Source organism: Arthrobacter sp. N199823, assembly GCF_002929705.1.
In the GTDB taxonomy this organism is placed as follows: domain Bacteria; phylum Actinomycetota; class Actinomycetes; order Actinomycetales; family Micrococcaceae; genus Specibacter.
Map to the genome: position 1 here is coordinate 549,777 of NZ_PJIN01000003.1, position 21,268 is coordinate 571,044.

At 63.8% G+C, this 21,268-nt stretch carries 17 protein-coding genes; 6 read left to right on the top strand and 11 right to left on the bottom strand.

Annotated features, from left to right (window positions below; all coding sequences use genetic code 11):
* Positions 1–153 precede the first annotated feature (153 nt).
* Positions 154–3,342 carry a S8 family serine peptidase gene (locus tag CXQ93_RS09765; protein ID WP_104110322.1) on the bottom strand — a complete coding sequence of 1,063 codons (3,189 nt, stop codon included), beginning with the start codon at positions 3,340–3,342 and terminating at the stop codon, positions 154–156.
* Positions 3,343–3,659: 317 nt separating this feature from the next.
* On the bottom strand, positions 3,660–4,910 hold the full coding sequence (gene mshA, locus CXQ93_RS09770) for a D-inositol-3-phosphate glycosyltransferase (RefSeq protein WP_062286676.1): 1,251 nt from the start codon (positions 4,908–4,910) through the stop codon (positions 3,660–3,662).
* Positions 4,911–5,085: 175 nt separating this feature from the next.
* On the opposite strand from mshA, the gene alr reads away from it, so the two are divergent.
* The 5 genes from alr to tsaD are packed head-to-tail and all read left to right on the top strand — an operon-like array spanning position 5,086 to position 9,319.
* Positions 5,086–6,312, top strand: coding sequence for an alanine racemase (alr, locus tag CXQ93_RS09775; RefSeq protein WP_062286677.1), 1,227 nt, complete (start codon positions 5,086–5,088; stop codon positions 6,310–6,312).
* The gene (tsaE, locus tag CXQ93_RS09780) at positions 6,312–6,929 is read left to right on the top strand and encodes a tRNA (adenosine(37)-N6)-threonylcarbamoyltransferase complex ATPase subunit type 1 TsaE (protein WP_062286678.1); all 618 of its coding nucleotides are present in this window, start codon (positions 6,312–6,314) and stop codon (positions 6,927–6,929) included. The genes alr and tsaE overlap by 1 nt, the downstream gene beginning before the upstream one ends.
* Positions 6,930–6,938: 9 nt before the next feature.
* On the top strand, positions 6,939–7,673 hold the full coding sequence (gene tsaB / locus CXQ93_RS09785; RefSeq protein WP_104110208.1) for a tRNA (adenosine(37)-N6)-threonylcarbamoyltransferase complex dimerization subunit type 1 TsaB: 735 nt from the start codon (positions 6,939–6,941) through the stop codon (positions 7,671–7,673).
* Positions 7,674–8,231 carry a GNAT family N-acetyltransferase gene (locus CXQ93_RS09790; RefSeq protein ID WP_104110209.1) on the top strand — a complete coding sequence of 186 codons (558 nt, stop codon included), beginning with the start codon at positions 7,674–7,676 and terminating at the stop codon, positions 8,229–8,231.
* On the top strand, positions 8,228–9,319 hold the full coding sequence (gene tsaD, locus CXQ93_RS09795; RefSeq protein ID WP_104110210.1) for a tRNA (adenosine(37)-N6)-threonylcarbamoyltransferase complex transferase subunit TsaD: 1,092 nt from the start codon (positions 8,228–8,230) through the stop codon (positions 9,317–9,319). Before CXQ93_RS09790 ends, tsaD begins: the two co-directional genes overlap by 4 nt.
* 12 nt (positions 9,320–9,331) lie before the next feature.
* Here the strand turns inward: tsaD and CXQ93_RS09800 are convergent, their stop codons facing one another.
* From CXQ93_RS09800 to CXQ93_RS09840, 9 genes are all read right to left on the bottom strand, one after another.
* The gene (locus CXQ93_RS09800; RefSeq protein ID WP_104110211.1) at positions 9,332–10,651 is read right to left on the bottom strand and encodes an APC family permease; all 1,320 of its coding nucleotides are present in this window, start codon (positions 10,649–10,651) and stop codon (positions 9,332–9,334) included.
* A 105-nt stretch (positions 10,652–10,756) separates the two neighbouring features.
* Positions 10,757–11,758 carry a sensor histidine kinase KdpD gene (locus CXQ93_RS09805; RefSeq protein ID WP_258068782.1) on the bottom strand — a complete coding sequence of 334 codons (1,002 nt, stop codon included), beginning with the start codon at positions 11,756–11,758 and terminating at the stop codon, positions 10,757–10,759.
* Positions 11,755–12,426 (bottom strand): response regulator transcription factor, encoded by a 672-nt coding sequence (locus CXQ93_RS09810; protein ID WP_104110212.1) that lies wholly within the window; start codon positions 12,424–12,426, stop codon positions 11,755–11,757. Before CXQ93_RS09810 ends, CXQ93_RS09805 begins: the two co-directional genes overlap by 4 nt.
* Positions 12,413–13,141 carry a VTT domain-containing protein gene (locus CXQ93_RS09815; RefSeq protein WP_308470615.1) on the bottom strand — a complete coding sequence of 243 codons (729 nt, stop codon included), beginning with the start codon at positions 13,139–13,141 and terminating at the stop codon, positions 12,413–12,415. Before CXQ93_RS09815 ends, CXQ93_RS09810 begins: the two co-directional genes overlap by 14 nt.
* On the bottom strand, positions 13,138–13,914 hold the full coding sequence (locus CXQ93_RS09820) for a phosphatase PAP2 family protein (RefSeq protein ID WP_104110213.1): 777 nt from the start codon (positions 13,912–13,914) through the stop codon (positions 13,138–13,140). The genes CXQ93_RS09815 and CXQ93_RS09820 overlap by 4 nt, the downstream gene beginning before the upstream one ends.
* A gap of 196 nt (positions 13,915–14,110) precedes the next feature.
* Positions 14,111–17,203, bottom strand: a complete 3,093-nt coding sequence (locus CXQ93_RS09825) for a glycoside hydrolase family 2 TIM barrel-domain containing protein (RefSeq protein WP_374953398.1) — start codon at positions 17,201–17,203, stop codon at positions 14,111–14,113.
* Positions 17,200–18,108 (bottom strand): carbohydrate ABC transporter permease, encoded by a 909-nt coding sequence (locus CXQ93_RS09830; RefSeq protein WP_062286683.1) that lies wholly within the window; start codon positions 18,106–18,108, stop codon positions 17,200–17,202. The genes CXQ93_RS09825 and CXQ93_RS09830 overlap by 4 nt, the downstream gene beginning before the upstream one ends.
* Positions 18,105–19,097: a carbohydrate ABC transporter permease gene (locus CXQ93_RS09835; RefSeq protein WP_104110214.1), complete on the bottom strand. Its 993-nt coding sequence runs from the start codon at positions 19,095–19,097 to the stop codon at positions 18,105–18,107. The genes CXQ93_RS09830 and CXQ93_RS09835 overlap by 4 nt, the downstream gene beginning before the upstream one ends.
* Complete coding sequence (locus tag CXQ93_RS09840) at positions 19,094–20,431, bottom strand: ABC transporter substrate-binding protein (protein WP_104110215.1); 1,338 nt, start codon at positions 20,429–20,431, stop codon at positions 19,094–19,096. Before CXQ93_RS09840 ends, CXQ93_RS09835 begins: the two co-directional genes overlap by 4 nt.
* 202 nt (positions 20,432–20,633) lie before the next feature.
* Between CXQ93_RS09840 and CXQ93_RS09845 the strand changes: the two genes are divergently transcribed.
* Positions 20,634–21,242: a TetR/AcrR family transcriptional regulator gene (locus tag CXQ93_RS09845; RefSeq protein WP_062286685.1), complete on the top strand. Its 609-nt coding sequence runs from the start codon at positions 20,634–20,636 to the stop codon at positions 21,240–21,242.
* The last annotated feature ends 26 nt before the right edge of the window (positions 21,243–21,268 follow it).

Genomic DNA, 21,268 nt, shown 5'->3' on the forward strand with positions numbered 1-21,268 from the left:
CAGAACCGGAATAGGCACCACTAGATTAAGCAGCACCTCAGCTCAGGGCAGGTGAGCGCTAATCAAACCAGCCACGCACGACGGCGGCCATCCAGTCCAACTGGATGGCCGCCGTCGTGCGTGGACTAACTGCTTTTCTAGAGTTGCTGGACCCTAGAGCAGCAGATCCGTGGGAGCCTGTTCGACGGAGAATTCCGACTGCCCCTTCTTGGGCTTATCTTTGCCCTTCTTATCCTTGACGGGACCGCTATTGTCCTCATCCGGAACCACAGCGGTGCCACCGGGGGTAACAATGACTGAGACAAACGTCTGCGTGCCTGCGTCGCCAAAGGATACCCGGCCCAGATAGTTACCCGGTGCCAGTCCGGTCCAGCTCAACGTGACGTTTCCGGACTTGCCGTTAGCCAGCTTGAGCGGGTTCGGTGAAACCTTGGCGTTGCCCGCATCTGCTCCGAGGATCGCGGCATCAACCGTGGCCTTGACAGCCCCGCCATCAGCGCTGGAGTACAGATTGGCCAGCACCTGGTAAGTCCCGGGGGCCGGATTGGTCAAGGTCAGCGTCTCACTCGAGGACGCCGTACGCACATCGCTGTACTGCCCCTTCGGGTTGAAGACGATCATGTCGTAATCGGCACCCTCATCCGCGGAGATGACCTGGAACTTGGCCAGCTCGGTTCCCTCCGGAACAACCACCTGCTTCAAGAAGTTTGAGGCGTTGTTGCCCACAGCGAGCGGACCGGGAACCAACTCAATAGCACTGGAGTCAGCCTTGGACAGGCCATTGAGGCTCAAGGCCACAGGAGCGTTGGTACCGGAAACTACCGGAATCTTGCCACTGCTGTTGCCGTTATTGGTGCTGAAGCTGATCTCCGGCTGCACCAAAGCGGCCAACGGACGGACAGCAACCGGGGAGGTTACCGTAGCTCCGGCGCCCTGCCAGGTCAGGCTGCCCATGGCAAACGCGCCCAGGGCTGCCTTGTTGTTCTCGAAGGTGACCTTGAAGGTGCGCTGCTGGCCGGCCTGAGAGAAGTTCAGCACCGACGGGGTGACCTTGACATTGACGCCGGGGACGTTGGCGGTGGCCCGGTACAAGCCCGGAGTCAACGCCGTGACGGTGCGGGTGACTGTGACCTTGCCGGCCAAAGAGCCCACCGCGAAGGATGCCACATTCATGTCACGCGGCGCGGTACTGCCGAGCCCGGGCATGCCCAGATCAATGCCGGTGCCCTGAATGAACTTCAGGTATTCGGTGTCACCGGCGTCATACACGAGCCCCGGCGTCAGCGCCTTGACCACGGCTGTCTGACCGGCACCTGTTGCAAAGAGATCGGTGTTCTTGCTGCCATCGGCATTGACCACATTCGTGGCCGTTGTCATCATGGCTGACTTGACCGCGGCCGGTGACCACGTAGGGTTCTTGGCCATGACCAGTGCCGCGAAACCGGCAACATGCGGTGCAGCCATGGAGGTTCCGGACATCATGCCAAACTGGTCCCCACCGGTGGCAATGGGGGAGACCCCAGCCAGAACGGCGACGCCTGGAGCTGCAACATCGGGCTTGAGCAGATCAGAGCCGACTGCTTCCAGCGGGCCGCGGGAGGAGAAGCCTGCCACCTGCGGCTGCGGTGTTACCGGCAGTCCCGTGGTGTCATGGTCAACCAAAGCCACCAAAATGTCCGGGTTGGCCGCGATCTTGTCCTTGATGAGCTGTGTTGCTGGCGGGTTCACATGAATAGTAGGTACGGCGTGCAGGTCCACATCCTCGGAGGACGGGGTGACGTTGGTGAGGATCATGCCCACACCTCCTGCGCGCTTGACCTCGGCGCTCTTCGCCGTACGGTCAATCACACCGCGGTCACACACCACGATCTTCCCGGCAACTTTGCTGCCATCCAAGGTGTTGGGTCCACACAGCTCCGGGTTGGCCGCACCGGCGGCGGCTGCCGTGGTGGCAAGTATGACGTGGCTGGCGGGCACGCCCTGGCCCATCATGCTGGCGCCGCGGAACTTGCTGCCATCAGCGAATTCCGCTGTGCCCTGAAGCTCGGAGGAGAAGGAGGTGGCAGCCACGGTGGTCAGCCACGGCGCGCCGTGGTTAACAGTGCCTGCCGTGGGGCCGGAGTTGCCAGCCGAGGCCGCCACAAAGATTCCGGCTGAGGTGGCTGAGAGGAAAGCCAAGGACACCGGGTCAGTGGTGGAGGTGGTGCTACCCGAGATGGAGTAGTTCAAGACATCCACGCCGTCCAGAATGGCCTGGTTGATGGCGGCAACAGCCGAGGAAGAGTAGCAGCCACCGGTGTCCGGATCGGTATCTTCCCAGCAAATCTTGTAGATGGAGAGCTTGGCAGCTGGGGCAACACCACTGGTAACGCCCATGGCGCGGTCACCAATTTTTGCCTTGACATTGGCGTTACCGGCGGCAGTGCTTCCGGTGTGCGTGCCGTGGCTGGCAACGTCCACGGGTGAGAGAACTTCTTCGGGTGCCCTGTCCTGGGGTGCCACGTAGTTCAGGAAGTCATCGGCAAAGTAATGTGCGCTCAGGACCTTGGAGTTACAGGCACTGCCGTCGAAATCGGCTCCCGATTCCACGCCCTTCTGGCATTCGCCGGAGAAGGTGTCGCCGTTTGCCTTGAGCATGGCGATGTTGCCGTCATCGGTGCGGTAAGGGACGCCGACTACCGGGTCCCCCGTCAGCGGAAGGACCTCGTCACCGGCAAAGAACGGGCTCGACGGCGTGTAGCCGGTATCGATGATACCCACCACAATGCCTTCGCCAGCCTTGTTCTGCCCGCCGAAGTTCTTGTTCCAGCTGCCGTTCTTGCCGCTGAGACCAAGGAAATCGGTGCTGGAGTAATCAGGGGCGTTCTCCGTGTCCGGGGCAACGGTCAAGACGCTTGGGTCCTTGGCTAAGGCCAAGGCCTGGTCAGCGGTGAGATCCGCAGAAAAGCCATTGAGGGCGGCGGTAAAGGTGCGCTTTACCTTGACGTTTTCCGTCTTGGCAACGGCAGCTTGCTTGGTTTCAAGGTGCTTCTTGTACTTCTTAACCTCGGTGCGCGCCGAATCAAGCTTTTGCCCCGCCTGCGGCTTCGTGGCGGCAAGGCCAGCTGTGCCGCCGTCGTACATGGCGATGGGCTGCTCGGCGAGGACAACAATGTAGCGCCCGGCGGGGAAGCTCAAAGGGTCAACATTTGTTTGAGTGATACTGGGCATGCTCAGCTGGCTGGGGTTGGCCGATGCTGGCAGTGCCCCCACTGTGGCCAGTAGCAACGGCAGGCCGGCGCCAATCGCCACGACCTTCCGCAGTCCTGAGCTTCGAAAGAGAGTTCTTCCCGTTCGTTTCATGGTCATGGTGCGGTGAACCTTTCAACAGGATCTACGTGCGGCCTCTTGCCTCACGGGTGCAACATGGCAAGACGGCAGACAACTTTGACAAGTGATGAACGAGTGCCCAAAGCGCTGTGAGCCGACGAAGCCAACGGGAAAAGGCTACCGATCGGTAGCCTGCTTGTGACCCCTAACACAGCCGCAAATCAAGGAACTAGCCGTAAAGCTAGGGCAAGCACTGTCTTTTGGCATAGAAGTGCAGCCGAATGGATCAAGCGCCTGCCTAGCTCTTGACAGGATTAATCGAATTAACGGTCCTAATCGACGTGACGGCTCTAGCAGCCTGGCGGGGCGATGTATTGGTAGGTCAAGGCCAAGTCATAGCTCAACACCGTGTGCGCGGCGGTTTGTTCCCAGCCAAATTGGCCGGCAAAAACAGAGGCGGCGCGGCCCATATCGATGCGAGTTTCGCTGAAGTCATGCAGGGAGGCGATCGCCTCGGCCCAGAGCTGCGGGGACCTGCCCTCGACCAGCAAGCCGGTGCGTCCATCGCTGACTGCGCGGGGGAGACCTCCAACATTCGTGGCAATCACCGGGGTGCCGCAGGCCTGGGCTTCCAAGGCGACCAAGCCGAAGGATTCACTCGAAGAGGGCACGGCCACAACGCTGGCACTGCGGTACCAATCGGCTAGTTTACTGGCCTCCACGGGAGGGTAGATGGTGGCGGAATCCTGCAGGCCACACTCTTCGATGAGTGCTTGAAGATCATATTTGTCAGAGCCGCTGCGAGAGCCCAGAAAGGAAAGCTGCAGGTCAATGTCGGGGCGTTGCGCCCGCAAGATGGCGGCGGCCTTGACTAAAACGTGGGGACCCTTGAGGCGTTGCAACCGCCCAGCGAAGACAACGTGGAAGCGTCCGGGGGCAATGCCCAGATCCTGCCGCGATCGGTCCCGGAAGGCCGGCTTGAATATTTTCAAGTCCACACCGGGAGAGACCACATCGATGCGTTGTTCACAGCCATCGTAGTGGCGCTCCAGCTCAGCGGCCTCGGCTGTAGTGTTGGCGATCAGCCGCGTTGCCGCGGCCACAATGTGCTGTTCGCCGTCCTCGCGCACACCGGGTTCGGCGCTCTGACCCTGAGGCAGGTGCTGATTCTTCACCCGCGCCATGGTGTGCATGGTGTGGACGAGCGGGAGATCCAGGCGTTTGGCTGCCAGGATTCCGGCCATCCCAGAAACCCAATAGTGGGAGTGGATGACCCGAACGGGTTCCCCCGGCAGGGCACTGACGTGATCGGCGACGGCGTCGGCCATTTCCGTGATCAGCTCAGGGAGAGCTTCCTTGGACACCTTGCCGAAGGGACCCGCCACAATATGGTGGACCGATACCAGGGAGTCCAGCGCAACGGTTTCAGGCTGATCGGGCGAGGTGCGGCGGGTGTAAATGTCCACCGCCACGCCCGTTGCCGCGAGTTCCAGTGCCAGCGCCCGAACGTAGACGTTCATGCCGCCAGCGTCACCGCCACCGGGCTGATCCAGCGGTGAGGTGTGGAGGGAAAGCATGGCGACGCGCCGAATCTGATGCATGGCGTTCCTCTCCTACTGAACTGTGGCGAACCCTGCCGAACACTACTGGTCCGGGACGTTCAGTGTGTCAATAACTGAATCAATCTTGCCACTGCCAGCAGCTCCAAGCTAGCCGAGGTGGCAGTGCGGCCCCAAGATTGCGCAGCTGGCCTGCTGAGAGGGCTAAAATGGATGGGTGAGCCACTTAGTTGTGCCGGTTCCCGCGCCTGCTACAGGCCCTGAACGGCAAGCCATCATTGACCTGTCCGCAATCGCCAACAACATCCGCCACCTCCGTGAAATCGTCGCCCCGGCGAAGTTCATGGCCGTGGTGAAGGCCGACGCCTACGGGCACGGCATGATCGAGGTGGCCCGCACGGCTGTTGCTGCCGGGGCAGGGTGGCTGGGCACGGCCCACGTCAGTGAGGGCTTGGCCCTCCGCGCCGCGGGCATTGACGTGCCCGTGCTTTCGTGGCTGCACACCCCAGACACGGACTTCGAAGCCGCTGTGGCCGCTGACATTGATCTGGGGTGCTCCGGCTGGGAGCTGGAACATATTGTGGCGGCGGTCCGGGCCCGGCAGCACCCCGCCCGTGTGCACCTGAAAATTGATACGGGCCTGGGCCGTAACGGCAGCACTCAAGAAGACTGGCCGGCGCTGGTTGCCGCGGCCGTGGCCTACCAGGCGGAGGGGTTGCTGCGCGTTGTTGGCGTTTTCAGCCACCTCGCCGTGGCCGACGAGCCCGAACGTACCGAGACGGATGAACAATTGGCCCGTTTCCGTGAGGCCGTGGCCATTGCCGAACAAGCCGGGGCCTGGCTGGAAGTTCGCCATATTGCCAACTCACCCGCCGCCATGTCCCGGCCCGATTCGCACTTTGATCTTGTCCGCGTGGGGCTGGGCATCTACGGCCTGTCACCCTTTGCCGACCGCACCTCCGCGCAGCTGAGCTTGGTCCCGGCCATGACATTGCAAACCCAAATTGCCAACTGCAAGGACGTGTCCGCCGGCCAGGGCATCTCTTACGGGCTCAACTACAGCACCACAGAACCCACCACGCTGGGTCTTGTTCCGCTGGGCTATGCCGATGGTATTCCGCGCGTCGCCAGCGGAGGCCCCGTCCGTGTCAACGGCATCACCTACCCCGTGGTGGGGCGGATTGCCATGGACCAGATGGTGATTGACCTGGGTCCGCACGGCCGCGATGGCTTTGCCCAGGCCGCTGTTCCGGGCTCTGCTTTGGGCGCCACCGCTGAGCTGTTTGGCAACGGGCACGACGGCGGACCCCTCGTTGAGCAGTGGGCGGCGGCTGCCGGGAGCATCAACTATGAGATCGTGACCCGGATCAGCCAGCGGGTACCGCGGCGCTATGTTGGCGGGGCCGAGACCGGTGGCGCAGTGCAGGCAGGTGGCGCTGCGTGATGGCCTGGGAATTTTCCACCAGCACTGCTGCGCAAACCCAGCAGTTGGCCGAGAACCTGGCCAGGCTGCTGCAGGCAGGCGATCTGATCATCCTCAGCGGAGAACTGGGTGCCGGAAAAACCACGTTCACCCAAGGCCTCGGCCGGAGCCTTGGCGTGCGCGAAGGCATCATTTCGCCCACCTTTGTGTTGGTGCGCATCCACCCCAATTTGCCTGACGGGCCCAACCCGGGCGGCCCCGATCTGGTCCACGTTGACGCCTACCGCTTGGGTTCGCCCGGCGAAATTGATGACATTGACCTGGAAAACACCATGGACAGCTCCGTGACAGTGGTGGAGTGGGGTGCCGAACGGGTGGAGCATCTGGCCGCCAGCCGGCTGGAAATCGAGCTGGTGCGCGCGGTGGGTGGCGACACTCCAGCAGCTGGCACGCCCGCAGCTGGCACGGGTGGAACGGGTGCCTCCGACGTCGAGGGTACCGATGCGCTCGAGGGCACCTTTGACTTCACCGACGAAGACGACGACGAACCCCGCACCTTGCGCTTGCACGCAGTGGGGCCGCGCTGGGAAGGCACCGACTTTTCGGCGCTGGGCCAGCTTGTGAACACAACAGAATAGATGTAAAAAGTGCGAATCCTGACTATTGACACCTCCGCTATCGCCAGCGCCGCGTTGCTCGACTTTGACCCCCTGGACCCGGTCCGAACGGCGGAACTGGTGGCCAATTTTGCCACCACCGATACCCGCAGCCATGCCGAAGTACTGGCCCCTGGCGTGCAGTCACTGTTCACCGACCCCGTGACGGAGGGTCCGGCCTTGGATGCCATTGTGGTGGGCACGGGCCCAGGTCCGTTCACGGGTCTGCGTTCCGGAATTACCATGGCCCGCACACTCAGCTTCACGTGGAGTGTCCCTTTGTACGGGATGATGAGTCTGGACGCGTTGGCGCATCAGGTTTTTGATGCCCCTGCTTACCGTGACGGGCGTGCTGTGGGTCCGCTGGCTATGCGTGACTTTGTGGTGGCTACTGACGCACGGCGCAAGGAAGTTTACTGGGCGCGGTACAGTGCCGGGGCCCAACTGCTGGATGGGCCCCATGTTGGTTCTGCCGAGGAGATCAGCAGCGTTCAGGTGTTTGGGGCGGGAGCTGGACTGTATGAAGAGGTCCTGACCGCCAACGGTTGTGAGGTCTACCCACTGTTTGCCGATGCCCAGCCCACAGCACTTGAACTGGGCCGCGCAGCCGCGCGCAAGATCGCCGCGGCAGGCTCCCTGGCCGGTGCCGGACTCCTGGATTCCACTCCGCTTTACCTGCGTGAGTCCGATGCCAAGGTTCCCGGTCCCCGGAAGCGGGCACTCTAGATGAGTTGCGGAACGCACCAGCCGGCTGTTCTGCGCGACATGGAGCCAGCGGACATTGACTTCATCACAGCCCTTGATCAGCAGCTCTTTGGGATCGATTCCTGGCCCCGGACCATGTTTGTTGATGAGCTGGCTCAGCCAGAAACCCGGCGGTACATCATCGCGGAGCTGCCATCCGCCGTCGAACATCAGGCCAAGAGATGCCAGGACACAGCAAACCAGGGTAGCGAAGGCCTGGAGATGACGGTGGCTGGCTATGCCGGCTTGATGTGTGTGCCACCCATCGGCGACATTCAAACCATTGGCGTGCTGCCGGAATTTGAGGGTCGCGGCATTGCCCGGGCCATGATGGACGAGCTCATTGCCGAGGCGCGGCGGCGTGGCGCCGAGAACATCATGCTGGAGGTCAGCTCCACCAATCCGCGGGCGCAGCGGCTATACCAGCGCTACGGTTTTGAACACATTCATACGCGGCGCAGGTATTACCGCGACGGTTCGGACGGGCTCATTATGCGCCTGCAGCTGCCCGTTTCCACCACTTCGAAGGACCCCTCATGAACCAGTCCAACCCGCTGATCCTCGGGATTGAATCATCGTGCGATGAAACCGGCGTGGGACTGGTGCGTGGCACCGAATTGTTGACCAACACCGTCTCATCCTCCATGGAGGAGCACGTTCGCTTCGGCGGAGTCATCCCGGAAATTGCCTCGCGGGCACACCTTGACGCGTTCGTGCCGACCCTGGCCGCCGCGCTCGCCGATGCCGGCGTGAGCCTCGAAGACGTGGACGCAATTGCGGTCACGAGTGGTCCCGGTCTGGCCGGTGCGCTCATGGTGGGCGTCAGCGCAGCCAAGGCGCTCGCGCTGGCCACGGGCAAACCGCTGTACGCCATCAACCACCTCGTGGCACACGTGGGCGTGGGCTTATTGGATGAGTCCATTGCGGCCGTGTACGACGGCGGGGCCCTCCCTGAGAATCTTGGTGCCCTTTTGGTTTCCGGCGGACATACCGAGATCCTGCGGGTGCGCAGCATCGCCTCCGATGTTGAGTTGCTCGGTGCCACCATTGACGACGCCGCAGGGGAGGCCTTTGACAAGGTGGCCCGGCTGTTGGGGCTGAACTACCCCGGCGGCCCCGCTATTGACCGTTTGGCCAAGGAAGGCAATGCCAAGGCCGTGCGATTCCCGCGCGGGCTGACTATGCCCAAGTACATGGGCACGGCCGAGGCCCCCGGTCCGCACCGCTACGATTTCTCCTTCTCCGGGCTCAAGACCGCCGTGGCCCGCTGCGTGGAAGGCTACGAAGCGCGCGGTGAGGCGGTCCCCGTGGCCGATATCGCGGCGTCGTTCCAGGAAGCCGTGTTGGATGTCATCACCGCTAAAGCAGTGCTGGCCTGCCGCGAACAGGGCATCACCACGCTGTTGCTGGGCGGCGGTGTAGCTGCCAATTCACGGTTGCGGGAACTGGCCGGGCAGCGGTGCGCATCCGCCGGGATCGCGCTCCTGGTCCCGAAGCTCTCGCTCTGCACCGACAACGGTGCCATGGTTGCGGCCCTGGGTGCGCAACTGGTCATGAATGGCGTGGCCCCGAGTGATCTGTCCTTTGCACCGGATTCCTCCATGCCGGTGAGCCGCATCAGCCTCTGACCCAGATCGACGTTAAGTGTCACCTCGAATGGGGGACGGGTTTTGGGGCGCCCGACGGCGGAGCCTGGCTGCGCGGAAAATGACCCCTGCGGCGAACATCACCAGCCCGGACAACACCGCTTCCACCGGCAGCGTGGCCACCAAAGCTACGCAGGCCGCGGCACCCAGCACTTGCAGGAACTTGGGGTAGCGGCGGTCGGGGGCGCTTTGGGTGAAGGCGGCCACATTGGCCACGAGGTAGTAGACCAGCACGCCGAAGGATGAGAATCCGATGGCGCCGCGCAGGTCCGCGAAGGCGATAATGAGGCAGATCACGGCCCCGAGAAGCAATTCTGCCTGGTGCGGAACCAGGAATTTAGGGTGGACGGTGGCCATGAATCGTGGCAAATCACCCTCCCTCGCCATGGCCAGGGAGGTCCGTCCCAGCCCCGCCACCAAGGCGAGCAAGGCACCCAGGGACGCCAACGCGGCGCCCACCCGGACCACGGGAGCAGCCCAGGCCCAATCCCCGGTGACCACAGCGTCGGCTAGCGGTGCTACGGAGGAGGCAACGGCGTCGGGCCCTAAAATGGCCAGCAGCGTGATGCACACACCGGCATAAATGGTGGCGGCGATCCCTAGTGAGAGCAGGATGGCGCGCGGAATGGTGCGGCGCGGATCCCTGACTTCCTCACCCATCGTGGCGATCCGGGCATATCCGGCAAAGGCGAAGAACAACAGCCCGGCCGATTGCAGGATCCCGTACCATCCGTGCGAAAAGACACCTTCGCCCAAGAAAGTGCTGCTGCTTGGCGCGGTGCTGCTTAACTCGGTGCTGCCTAGCCCGGTGCTGCCGGTCCACGCCGCCGCAACCGCCAGCGCCAGGGCGGCCAGGACTGCCACCACAATGATCCGGGCCAGTGCCGCCGTCCGGCTCACGCCTCGGTAATTCACCGCAACCAGAAGAACTACCGCGGCCATCGCCACCGGCCGCTCCCATCCGGGCGGGGCTGCGTAGGCGGCGAACGTCATGGCCATGGCAGCGCTACTGGCCACTTTGCCAATCACGAATCCCCAGCCGGCGAGGAAGCCCGGCCAGGGTCCAAGCCGCTCACGGCCATAAACATAGGTACCGCCGGAGGTGGGGTAGGCCGCGGCCAGCTGGGCCGATGAGGTGGCATTGCAATACGCCACGATGGCGGCCACGGCCAAACCAAGCAACATTCCGGAACCGGCAGCCTGCGCCGCGGGCGTAAAAGCCGCGAACACGCCGGCACCGATCATGGAACCCAAGCCAATGACGACGGCGTCAACCGTGCCCAGCTTGCGGTCCAGAGTTTGGGGATTGCTCATTGGCCCGATCGTATCCGGCACAAGTGAACGCGGTATGAACGCTCATGAGTGAGGAAGCGTTGCGCAAAAATGCCCGAAAAGCGAGGAAGCGTCGGTGGGGCGGGGTTAGGCTGCGGGCAGGGTCAGAACCATGGTGGTTCCGGCCGGGCCGGTTTTGGCGACTTCAATGGTTCCACCGGCGGCCACGGCAATCTCACGGACCAAGGCCAGCCCCAAACCATAGCTGCGCCGTCCGCCAGCCGCAGGGTCGGTGCTGTGGGCGAAGCGGTCAAACACCCGGGACGGGGCGATCCCGGTGATGCCGCTTCCGGTGTCGGCCACCGTGATGGACACCGTCCGTCCGGCATGACTAACGGCCACCGTGATGTGCCCGCCCTCGGGGGTGTGGTTCAGCGCGTTGTCTACCAGGCCCAAGACGGCCCGGCGCAAACTGTTGCCGTGAATGCGGACCCGGGGGCCGCCGTCGTACGTGGTTTCAAGGTGCACGCCGCGCAAGGCCGCAACATCGCGCAGGCTCTGAACCGCCTCACGCACCACGGGGACAACAGTGATCGCTTCGGCGGGATACTCAGCCCCGGCGGTGGCGGCGAGCAGGAGTTCCTGGACGGTGGCGGTGAGGGCTGCGGTGTCCTGGCGGACCAGATCCAGTGCGCGGGCCGTCTCGCTGCCAGGGTCCGACTTGGCCTGGGCCAGCTGGACGCGCGCATCCAGGATGGTCAGTGGCGTGCGCAGTTCATGGCTGGCGTCTTGGACAAAGCGGCGCTGCAGTTCAAGGGCCCGTCCCAGCGGGCGGATGGCGTTGCGGGCACTGAGCCAGCCGATGCCGCCAGCCGCGAGAATTCCGGCAAATCCGGCTAGGACCATGGCCTTGAGCATGTCGTTCGATTCCACATACACTCGGGCGGAGGGGTCGGCAGAGACCGCATCCGGGTGCTGGGAAACGTACAGCATGTAGGCGGCGGCTGCGATGATGACCACCACCACCATGATGGCGATGGCCACGGCAATCTTCAGACCCACCACGACGGCGGCGCGCCTCAGGGCCCGTGAATCAGAGGAGGCACCGGCCCGAGTTGGCCTAGTGTCCTGCCTCCGGGGGCCGGTCACGCGCCATCTCCAATCTGATAGCCGAGCCCGTGAACGGTCCGGACCAGCGACTTTGACACCTTCTTGCGTAAGTAGTGCACATAGGTGTCAATGACGCTGCTCGAATCATCGCGATGGGATAGCCCCGCCAAGAGCTCCTCGCGGGTGAACACCTTCTCGGGGCTGGCCGCCAGCAGGGCCAGCAGCTCGCTTTCCTTGGCCGTCAATCCGACGAACTCCCCATAGGGTGAACGCAGCGAGCGGTTGGCGGGATCAAAGAGCCAGCCGCCCACGTCCAACAACGGCACCGCAGCCGGGAAACGCCGGGTCACGGCACGCAGCCGCGCCCTCAGCTCACCGGCATCAAAGGGTTTGGACATGTAGTCGTTAGCTCCGGCGTCGAGCCCGGCAATCTTGTCAATTGTGGCACTGAGCGCGGTCAGGATGATGGCGGGGGTGGCGATGCCCTTGCGGCGCAGTGCGGCGAGCAGTTCCAGTCCGTCCATGACAGGCAGGCCGCGGTCAATCACCATGACATCCCAGTGTTCTGTGAGGCCAAGGTGTAGGCCCGTTTGCCCGTCCGCGGCGAGCTGGACGTGGTAATCGCCGGCGAGCAGCTCGGCGGTCAGGGGGCCGAGGATGGGATCGTCCTCCACCAGCAGCAGTCGCGGGAGCTCAGGGGTGTGCATGCTCATTATTGTCCCCCGCCGACTCGCCTTCCGGTGCGGAAAGCAGCGTTCCGGAAGCTGCAGCGCGGCGCTTGAGTAGGAAGCTGATGACGCCCGGCAGCACGGAAACAAGGACAAGCGCGACGGCGATCACGTCAATGTTCTTGGAAACAATTTCGTAGTGGCCCAGCCAGGTGCCCAGCAAGGTGATGGAACCGGCCCAGCCCAGGGCGCCGGCAATGTTCCACAGCGTGAACTTCTTGTGGTCGTAGTTGGCCACGCCCGCCACGAGCGGCGCGTAGGTGCGCACGATGGGGACAAAGCGGGCGAGCACAATGGCCCAGCCGCCGCGCTTGGCAAAGAATTCTTCGGTCTCGGTGAGGTATTTGGTTTTCAGGATGCGGGCGTCGTCCTTGAACCAGCGGCGGCCAAATTTGCGGCCCAGCAGGTAGCCCACCTGATCGCCTGTCACGGCGGCCAGCACCACCACACCGATCAGCACCGGGAGGGAGAGGTTCAGTTGGTTGTGCAGCAGGCCTGCCGTGAAGAGGAGCGAATCACCGGGCAGGAACGGGAACAGGAGCCCCGATTCAATGAAGACAATCAAGGCGACGACGGCCAAGGTGGCCGGGCCCAGGCTGCTCAGCAGCGCAGCAGGATCCATGACTGACAGCAAACCCGCAGGGACGGCGTGGGGAAGGGATAAAGCAATGGTGTGCAGCAAGGCAAGCCTCAATCGTGAATTCGGGTGGGTGAAGAAGTATTGCTCCCACTTTTAAGGGTAGACCCGCCGGGAACGGGGTTCATCCGGGACATCGCCCAGGCCACGGCCGCATTCCACACACCCGCAAAGAAGAACACGGCCGCGCTCGCAGCCAGGAACGAGGCGGCGACATCGGTGGGGTAATGCACGCCCACGTAGAGTCGGGACCATGCAACCACCACCGGAACCAGAACGCCCAGGAGCACGGCCGGGCGTGCCCATCGGGTCTTTCGCAGGAGGAACCAGAACGCCCAGGCCAGGCCCACCGCGAGTGCGACATGTCCGCTCGGGAAGCTGTTGGAACCCGTCTCCGGTGCCAGCGGGTCAAGGAGCAGCGCCGGGTTGGGCCGCTGCCGGTCAACAATGACCTTGAAGAATTGGCTGGCCAGCCACCCCGAGGCAGCGACGCCGCCAAAGGCAAGGGCATTGACGGGCGCTTTGCGGACCAGCAGCAAGAACAGGCACACCAGGGCGATGATGGCCACTCCGCCGACCGGGGAAAACGCCTTGTCCAGTGTCATGGCGAGGGCTGTCAGCACGCCCACATGGTTCCGGCTCAGGTCCTGGTCAACATCGAACTCGCTGGCCGTGAATCTCGGCGTGGCAACGGCGAAGAACCCAAGGGCCAAGACTGCCACGGACAGGACGGTGACCCACAGGCCCCAAAACCGTGGGAGGGGCAGCACCGCCAGCCGGGTGCGTAAGGGGGCGCCGGCGTCGTGCATGGATGGGGGCGGGGAAGCCATGGCGGGCGCCTTTCAAAGTGGAGAGTGAAGCTCTTCCTCCACTGTCCCGCGCACCGTCTAAGAAATTTCTAAGAATTCCCCGCCGCCCGCAACGCCGCATCACCAAATGGCGTGTTTTCGCCAACGCGGCAGCAATGAGTGCTGCCGCGTTGGCGAAAAGTGCCCATTAGATGCTGCCGCGTTTGGCGGCATTGGGTTACAGTGCGGAGAAGCGCAGAACCAGCGTCCTTGCCTCTGGGCGCAGGGCAAAGTCGGGCCACACATCCGGTCCGCAGGCGCGCGAGCCCAGGCCGTGCTGCGCCGCATCAAGATACAGGTAGCTGTGGCTTGACGCCGGAAGCTCGTGCGGGTGCCCGGCCGCGGTGACCTGCTGTGCCGTGTGCCGGGCCAGCGAGAACCCGGGACGGCGCCCCAGTGCATCCGGATCGGCCTCAATGCGAAGCCACGGAGCCCCGTTGCGGGAGAGCTCCAGTGAGCGCACATCGCTGCGGTGCCCGGTTTCCTGCGGCCGGGCGTAGGGGACATTCAGCTCATCAATGGAGCCGCTGTGCCGTCCCACAACTGTTGCATGCATGCTGTCCGCGTAGGATTCCCGTGGGCCGGCGCCGAACCATGAGGCACCGTCAATGTCCGTGGGCAAGTCCAGCCGCACGCCGATCCGGGGGAACACCAGGTCCCAGCCCGCGCTGGGCATGATGTCCAGGCGCAGCCACAGTTCCTCGCCCGCCAGCTGCCAGTTCTCCTCTACCGCTACGCTGGCGGCACTGTTCGCGGCAGCGTAGCGGGTCCGGACCCGCAGTCCGTCCGGCAGCGCGGCAACGTCCTCGACGCGGCGCGTCAGCCGGTCAAGTCCGGCCTGCTTCCACACGGCCTCCGACGACGGTGCCGGAACACCTTTCCCGTTGTTGAGCCAAGGATCTTCCGGGCCATAGGCGCCAAATCCCTTGCCCCTGTCATTGTCGGTCGGTGCCCGCCACAGCTCAAGCCGGGGACCGGACACCGGCAGGCCTGCCAGCGCAACGAGCGCTCCTGCGTCGAACATGGCATGGCCCAGCTCAACGGGAGCCGCGCCGCTGACGGGCGCGGCCGGACGGGGCGCGCGCGGTGCGGATTGCGGCGCCGAGAGGTCCAGCTGGGTTGCGGCCAGCGGATGCCCGGCCGGGGCCCACTCCGTGGCGTCGCGCAGTACGACCTCCATCGTCAACCAGGTTTCGCCTTCCGGCGCGGCAGCGACGGGCGGCAGTGTGAGCGTGACGGATTCGCCAGCCCGCAGCGGACCGTCTGCGCTGTCGACAGCCAGCTCCCCTGAGGCGGCGACGGCGCCGTTGTGCTCCACCCGCCAGCGAAGCACGACGTCGGACGCGTCAGCCGTGTGCCGCAGGTTCGCGACAGTGAGCCGCGGCGCACCGCCGTCGTCCAGGGCCAGCGACAGGCGGATGGGGGAGACGATCTGCTTGTACTCATGCAAGCCGGGGGTGGGCGTGGAATCGGAGAGGACCATGCCGTCCATGACGAAGTTGGAATCGTGGATCACCTCGCCAAAGTCGCCGCCGTAGGCAAAGAATTCCGTGCCGTCGGCGGTATTGGCGCGGATGCCGTGATCGCGCCACTCCCACACAAAACCGCCGTGCAGGCGCGGGTATTTGTCCACAAGTTCCTCGTACTGGTCCATGGCGCCGGGGCCGTTGCCCATGGCGTGCACGTACTCGCACAGGATGAACGGCCGGGTGCGCTGCCGGGCCGATTCGGCCGCGTCGCAGCCAAGGAGCAGCGCATGAGAGTCGTTGCGGCCAATGGAATCGGTCTCCGGGATGGAGGAGTACATGCGGGAGTACACATCCGTATAGGCTCCCGTGTAGTCGCCCTCATAGTGGACGGGACGGGAGGCGTCACGGGCGTGGGTCCAGGCTGCCATAGCTGCCAGGTTTGCGCCCGTGCCGGATTCATTGCCCAGGGACCACATGACGATGGAGGCATGGTTCTTGTCCCGCTCCACGGTGCGTTCCATCCGGTCAACGAAGGCATCGCGCCACGCGGGGACGTCGCTGGGGTTATCCACCCAGCCCTGCCGGTGGAAGCCGTGGGTTTCCAGGTCGGATTCCAAAATGACCCAGAAGCCCATCTCGTCGGCCAGGTCCAGCAGGCGCGGGTGCGGCGGGTAGTGGCTGGTCCGGATGGCGTTGACGTTGAAACGCTTCATGAGCGCCATGTCCTCGCGGGCGTCGGCTTCATCAAAGACGCGTCCGCGGTCCGGGTTGGTCTCATGCCGGTTGACGCCGTGGAACACGACGCGGCGGCCGTTGACCAGGAACTGGTCACCCACGATCTCCACGGTGCGGAAACCCAGGCGGAGCGTGATGCTCTCCGCCGCGCTGGACACCGTGGCCTCGTAGAGCCGGGGGATTTCGGCGGACCAGGGCTCCACGTTGTCCACTGTGAAGGGGACGACGTCGGCCGGCGAGTCCCAGCGTACCGCAACTCCCAGCGCGGGCACCGTGAGGGTCACCGGGTAGGCGTCCGCCTCCGCAATGATTTCCGGATCGAGGGTGCCGGTGCCGGCTCCCTGCCCCGCGCCCGCGCCGGTGTCAGCCGTCCATCCGGTGCGCAGCCAGACGTCGGTGATGCCGCCGGCGGGGCGGGCCGCCAGTGTGACGTCGCGGAAGATGCCCGGCAGCCACCACTGGTCCTGGTCTTCCAGGTAGCTGGCGGCCGACCATTGGTGGACGCGCACCACAAGAAGGTTGGAGCCGGGGCGCAGCGCCGCGGTGACATCGAACTCCTGGGCGAGTCGGCTGCCCGAGCCCACCCCGATTTCCTGCCCGTTCACCCAAACCTTGTAGCGCGATTCGACGCCGTCAAAGCGCAGGGTGAGTGCCGCCGTCGTACTTTCAAACCAGGCGGCGGGGACGTCAAAGCTGCGGCGGTAGTCTCCTGTGGGGTTGGCGTCGGGGACGAAGGGCGGATCGACGGGGAAGGGGTATTGCACGTTGGTGTAGATCGGGCGGCCATATTTGCCCTCTCCATGCAGCACCCAGTGGGACGGGACGGGCAGGGTGTCCCAGGCGGAGTCGTCGAAGGATTCGGCAGCCACACCTTCCACGGATTCCCCGTCGGGCAGCACGGATCCGGCGCCCGGGGTTCCGGGGGCGGCCGGAAGGAGCCGAAAGCGCCAGTCCCCGTTCAGTGAGAGCGAGGGGGCGTCGGAATTCAGCCAGGAACGGGCCGGCACACGCAGGCCGGAGCCGGGGCCCTGGTCGGTGATGTACGAAACGTCTGCGGGGGTCACTATTTTACGGATCCTTCTGTAAGGCCGCCGCGCCAGAAGCGCTGCAGCACGACCATTGCGATGGCGAGGGGAATGATGGACAGGAGCACGCCGCCGGTGGTGAGCTGGTAGAACTCGGGCAGGCGGTTGACCTGGGTCAGCCAGTTGTTCAATCCCAGCGTAATGGGGTACAGCTTGGTGTCGGAGAGCATGACCAGCGGCAGGAAATAGTTGTTCCAGACGCCCACCAGCTGGAACAGGAACACGGTGACCAGCGCCGGGGTGAGCATGCGCAGCCCCACAGTGTGGAAGATCCGGATCTCGCCGGCACCATCGAGGCGGGCCGCTTCGAGCAGGGCGGGATCAACAGTGGCCTGAGCGTAGATGCGGCACAGGAACAGCCCAAATGGGGAGACCATCGACGGCAGCAGGACACTCCAATAGGTGTTGGCCAACCCCATCTGGCTGAAGAGCAGGAACAGAGGCAAGGCCGTGGCCGTGCCGGGCACCAGCACGCCGCCCAAGATGATGCCGAAGACCAGGTTGTTGCCTTTGAACTGGTATTTGGCCAGGGCGTAACCTCCGGCTGCGGCAATGTAGGTGGCCAGCACAGCGCCGATGCCGGCATAGAGCACCGAGTTGCCGAACCAGCGGACGAAGATGCCGCCGTCGTAGCTGAGCACCTGGGACAGGTTGTTCCACAGGTTGAATTCGGCGGCGAAGGCAAAGCCGTTGGTGGCGAACAAATCCGCGGTGGACTTGGTTGATGCGACCACTACCCAGTAAACGGGTGCCAGAAAGTACAGGGCAGCCACCACGAGAATGCCGGTGACAAGGATGGTGGTGCCCTTGTTGCGGCCCGGTGCCTTCGTCCGTGTATTCGTCTTTGAGACGGATTTCAAGGGCGTGTTGCTCAGCTGTGCTGTCATGATGACTTCCTATTCGTGAATGCTAGGAAAGCGAAGGAGAGCGCAAAAGCGACTAAGGCGATGAGTACGGCCTGGGCGGCGGCCACGTTGTAGTCGTTGTACGCAAAGGCTGTGGTGTAGGCGCTCAGGTTTGGCGTGTACTGGCTGTCAATCGCCGGGGACACTGTTTTGAGGACCTGCGGCTCGGCGAACAATTGCAGGGTGCCGATGATGGAGAAGATGGTGGTCAGCACCAGGGCCGGCTTGATCAGGGGCAGCTGGATGGACAGCGCCACCCGGACCGGGGATGCGCCGTCCATTTTGGCAGCCTCATACACCTCGGTGGGTATGGCCTTGAGCTGCGCGATGATGATGAGCATGTTGTAGCCGGTGTAGCTCCACGTGACAATGTTGGCGATCGACCACAACACGGTGTTCGGCCCCAGGAAATCGGGGGACAGGCCGAACAAGCCGGCAATATCGATCAAGGGACTCAAACCGGGCACATACATGAAGGACCAGAGGATCGTGGCGATCACCCCGGGCACACCGTAGGGCAGGAAAAAGGCTGCCCGGAAGAAGCCGGGCCACCGTGCCGAGGCAGATTCCAGCAGCAGCGCCAAAATGGTCGCCATGATGATCATGACCGGGACCTGGACCACCCCAAAAAGGAGCATCCGGCCCATGGAAGCGATGAAGTTTCCATCGGCCAGTGCCTGGGCGTAGTTGGACAATCCGGCAAAGGTGCTCGTAATGCCGGCCTCGCCAAACAGGCCGTCACGCGTGACCTTGGTGAAGCTGGAGAGCACGGCAGCAAGGATGGGCAGGATGAATGTCAGGACAAAGAGGGCAAGGAACGGCGCCAGCAGCAGCCAGGGGGCGCGTCCGACGGCGGATGCCCGCCTTCCGCTGTTCCGCCGGCTGGGGGAGGGGGCACGTCCGGGACGGCTCGGTGCCCGGCCGCCGGCTGTTGCGCCGGCCGGTTCGGTCCTTGGGGGAGTGGTGGTCATGCCGATTCCTTCCTGATGCTCAGGCCGCTGTTCTTGAAGACGGTCATGATTTTCTGTTCCGCGTCAGCCACTGAATCCACGAGGCTGGTTCCTGATGATTTGAGCCGGAATCCGTCGCTGAGGATGTTGAAGGACTGCTGTTGTGAGGGCCACCAGGACCACTGGGTATTTTGCTCCAGCGCCGCCGGGGCGAAGACGTCCTGGTTGTAGTTTTGGCCGCTGAAGAAGCCCGAAGGCTGTTGGCGCGTGGTGCCAATAACGTCCGGGACGGGGGACCAGCCGATGCCGCAGTGTTCGATTTCGGCGTCGATGCCTTGCTGGGTGGAGGTCAGCCAAGCCGCGAATTCCAGGGATTCGCGCGGGTGCTTGCTGTTGGCCAGGACGGACACAGCGGAGCCGCCAAGGTAGCTGGAACCAAAGCCGGCCGAATCCCAGCGGGGCATGGCAGCCACCTTCCACTGGCCGGCACCGCCGCTGATGCCCTGGACGAGGGCGTCACCCCAGCTGGCCGAGGTCAATGAGGCGATCTCTCCCTTGCCTGCGGCCGCAAACCAGCCCGGCGAATACGCGCCAAAGTCGGTCTGGACAAGGTCCTGGTCGATGGCCTTGTCGAAGAACCGGGCGACCTTCAGGGTTGCGTCGTCGGTCATGTTGATGACCCAGCCGTCCTCGTCGGCCCGGAACCACTGGGCACCCGCCTGTGTGGCCAGGGCTGTGAAGAAGCCGGCTTCTGCGAGCGGGAAGCAGTCCATGTAGGTCTTGGCTTTGCGGAGCTCCGCGGCCACCCCGGCCCACTCATCCCAAGTGGCTGGGGCCGTGGCACCTACCTTGTCCAGGACAGCGGGTTGGTAGAACGTCGCCATGGGCCCCGAATCCTGGGGGATGCCGTAGACGCCGCCTGCGTAGCTGGTCTGGTTCCACAAGGTCTTGTCATAGCGGTTGGCGAACTCATCTGAACCGTAGCGGTTGAGGTCCACCAGGCCGTTCACCATCATGAAGGAAGGGATGACTCCGTACTCCACATGGGCCAGGTCGGGCCCGCCCCCGGCTGCCAGCGCAGAGTACAGCTTCGGGTAGCCGCCCTGGTTGCCGCCGGGGATCCATACCGTCTTGACCTGCACATTGGGGTTGGCGGCATTCCAGATGTCCGCCACCGGCTGCAGGTTCTTGAGCCAGGACCAGTATTCAAGGGTGATCTTTTGGCCGGAGGCCGAGGCAATGGTGGGGGCTGCGTTCACGGACCGGGTTCCCGGCGTGGCGCAACCGGACAACAGCCCAAGCGCGGCTGTGCCAAGGCCGCCTTGCAGCAGCTGCCTTCGTGTTATGGGGGGCATAGCCTGCTCTCTCACTTCGTTGTGTGGGCCCGGTAAGCCCTCTGGGTGAATCTAATTCCGTCGGGTCCGGAGCGCCCTTTTTTGGGGACGGGAGAAAATTTACCACAAATCTCGAGCGATTACTCGAATTTCAATAAATTTATCGAGTGACTACTCGAATTTCAATTATGTTACTGGGGAATGTGGACTAAGCTGGCATTCCATGACCACCACGCCAACCGCCCCGTCCGCCAAACGCGGTCCTTATGCCAAATCCAAGCAGCGTCGGGAGAGCATTGTGACCGCCGCCCACGAGGTTTTTGCGGCACGAGGCTACCGGGGCGGATCGCTGCAGGACGTGGCCGACAAGGTGGGAATGAGTCAGACAAGCCTGCTGCACTATTTCCCGTCCAAGAGTGATCTGCTGTTGGCTGTGCTGAATTGGCGTGACAGCGTGACGGGAGGCGGGCAGCCCCGGGACCCGGAGGAATCATTGGTGGATGCCGTGGTCCGCCAGGCACGATTCAATGAAACGGTGCCCGGAGTCATTGAGCTCTACGCGGTTTTGTGCGCGGAATCGATCACTGACAATCACCCCGGGCTGGATTTCTTCACCGAACGTTTTGAAAGGTTGCGCAGCAGCTACCTGAGGGCGTTCTCAGCGCTCGCCAAGGAAGGCCGGCTGCGCCCTGGCGTCGACCCCGAGCGTGCCGCGGCAAGCTTGATCGCACTGTGGGACGGCATTCAAACCCAGTGGATGATGGCCCCGGAGCGCATCGACATGGCCGGTTGTCTGCGTGACTACTTGGAATTGGTGATCCTGCCCGAATAGGGACCCGACCGGCTGTACTTTGGGAG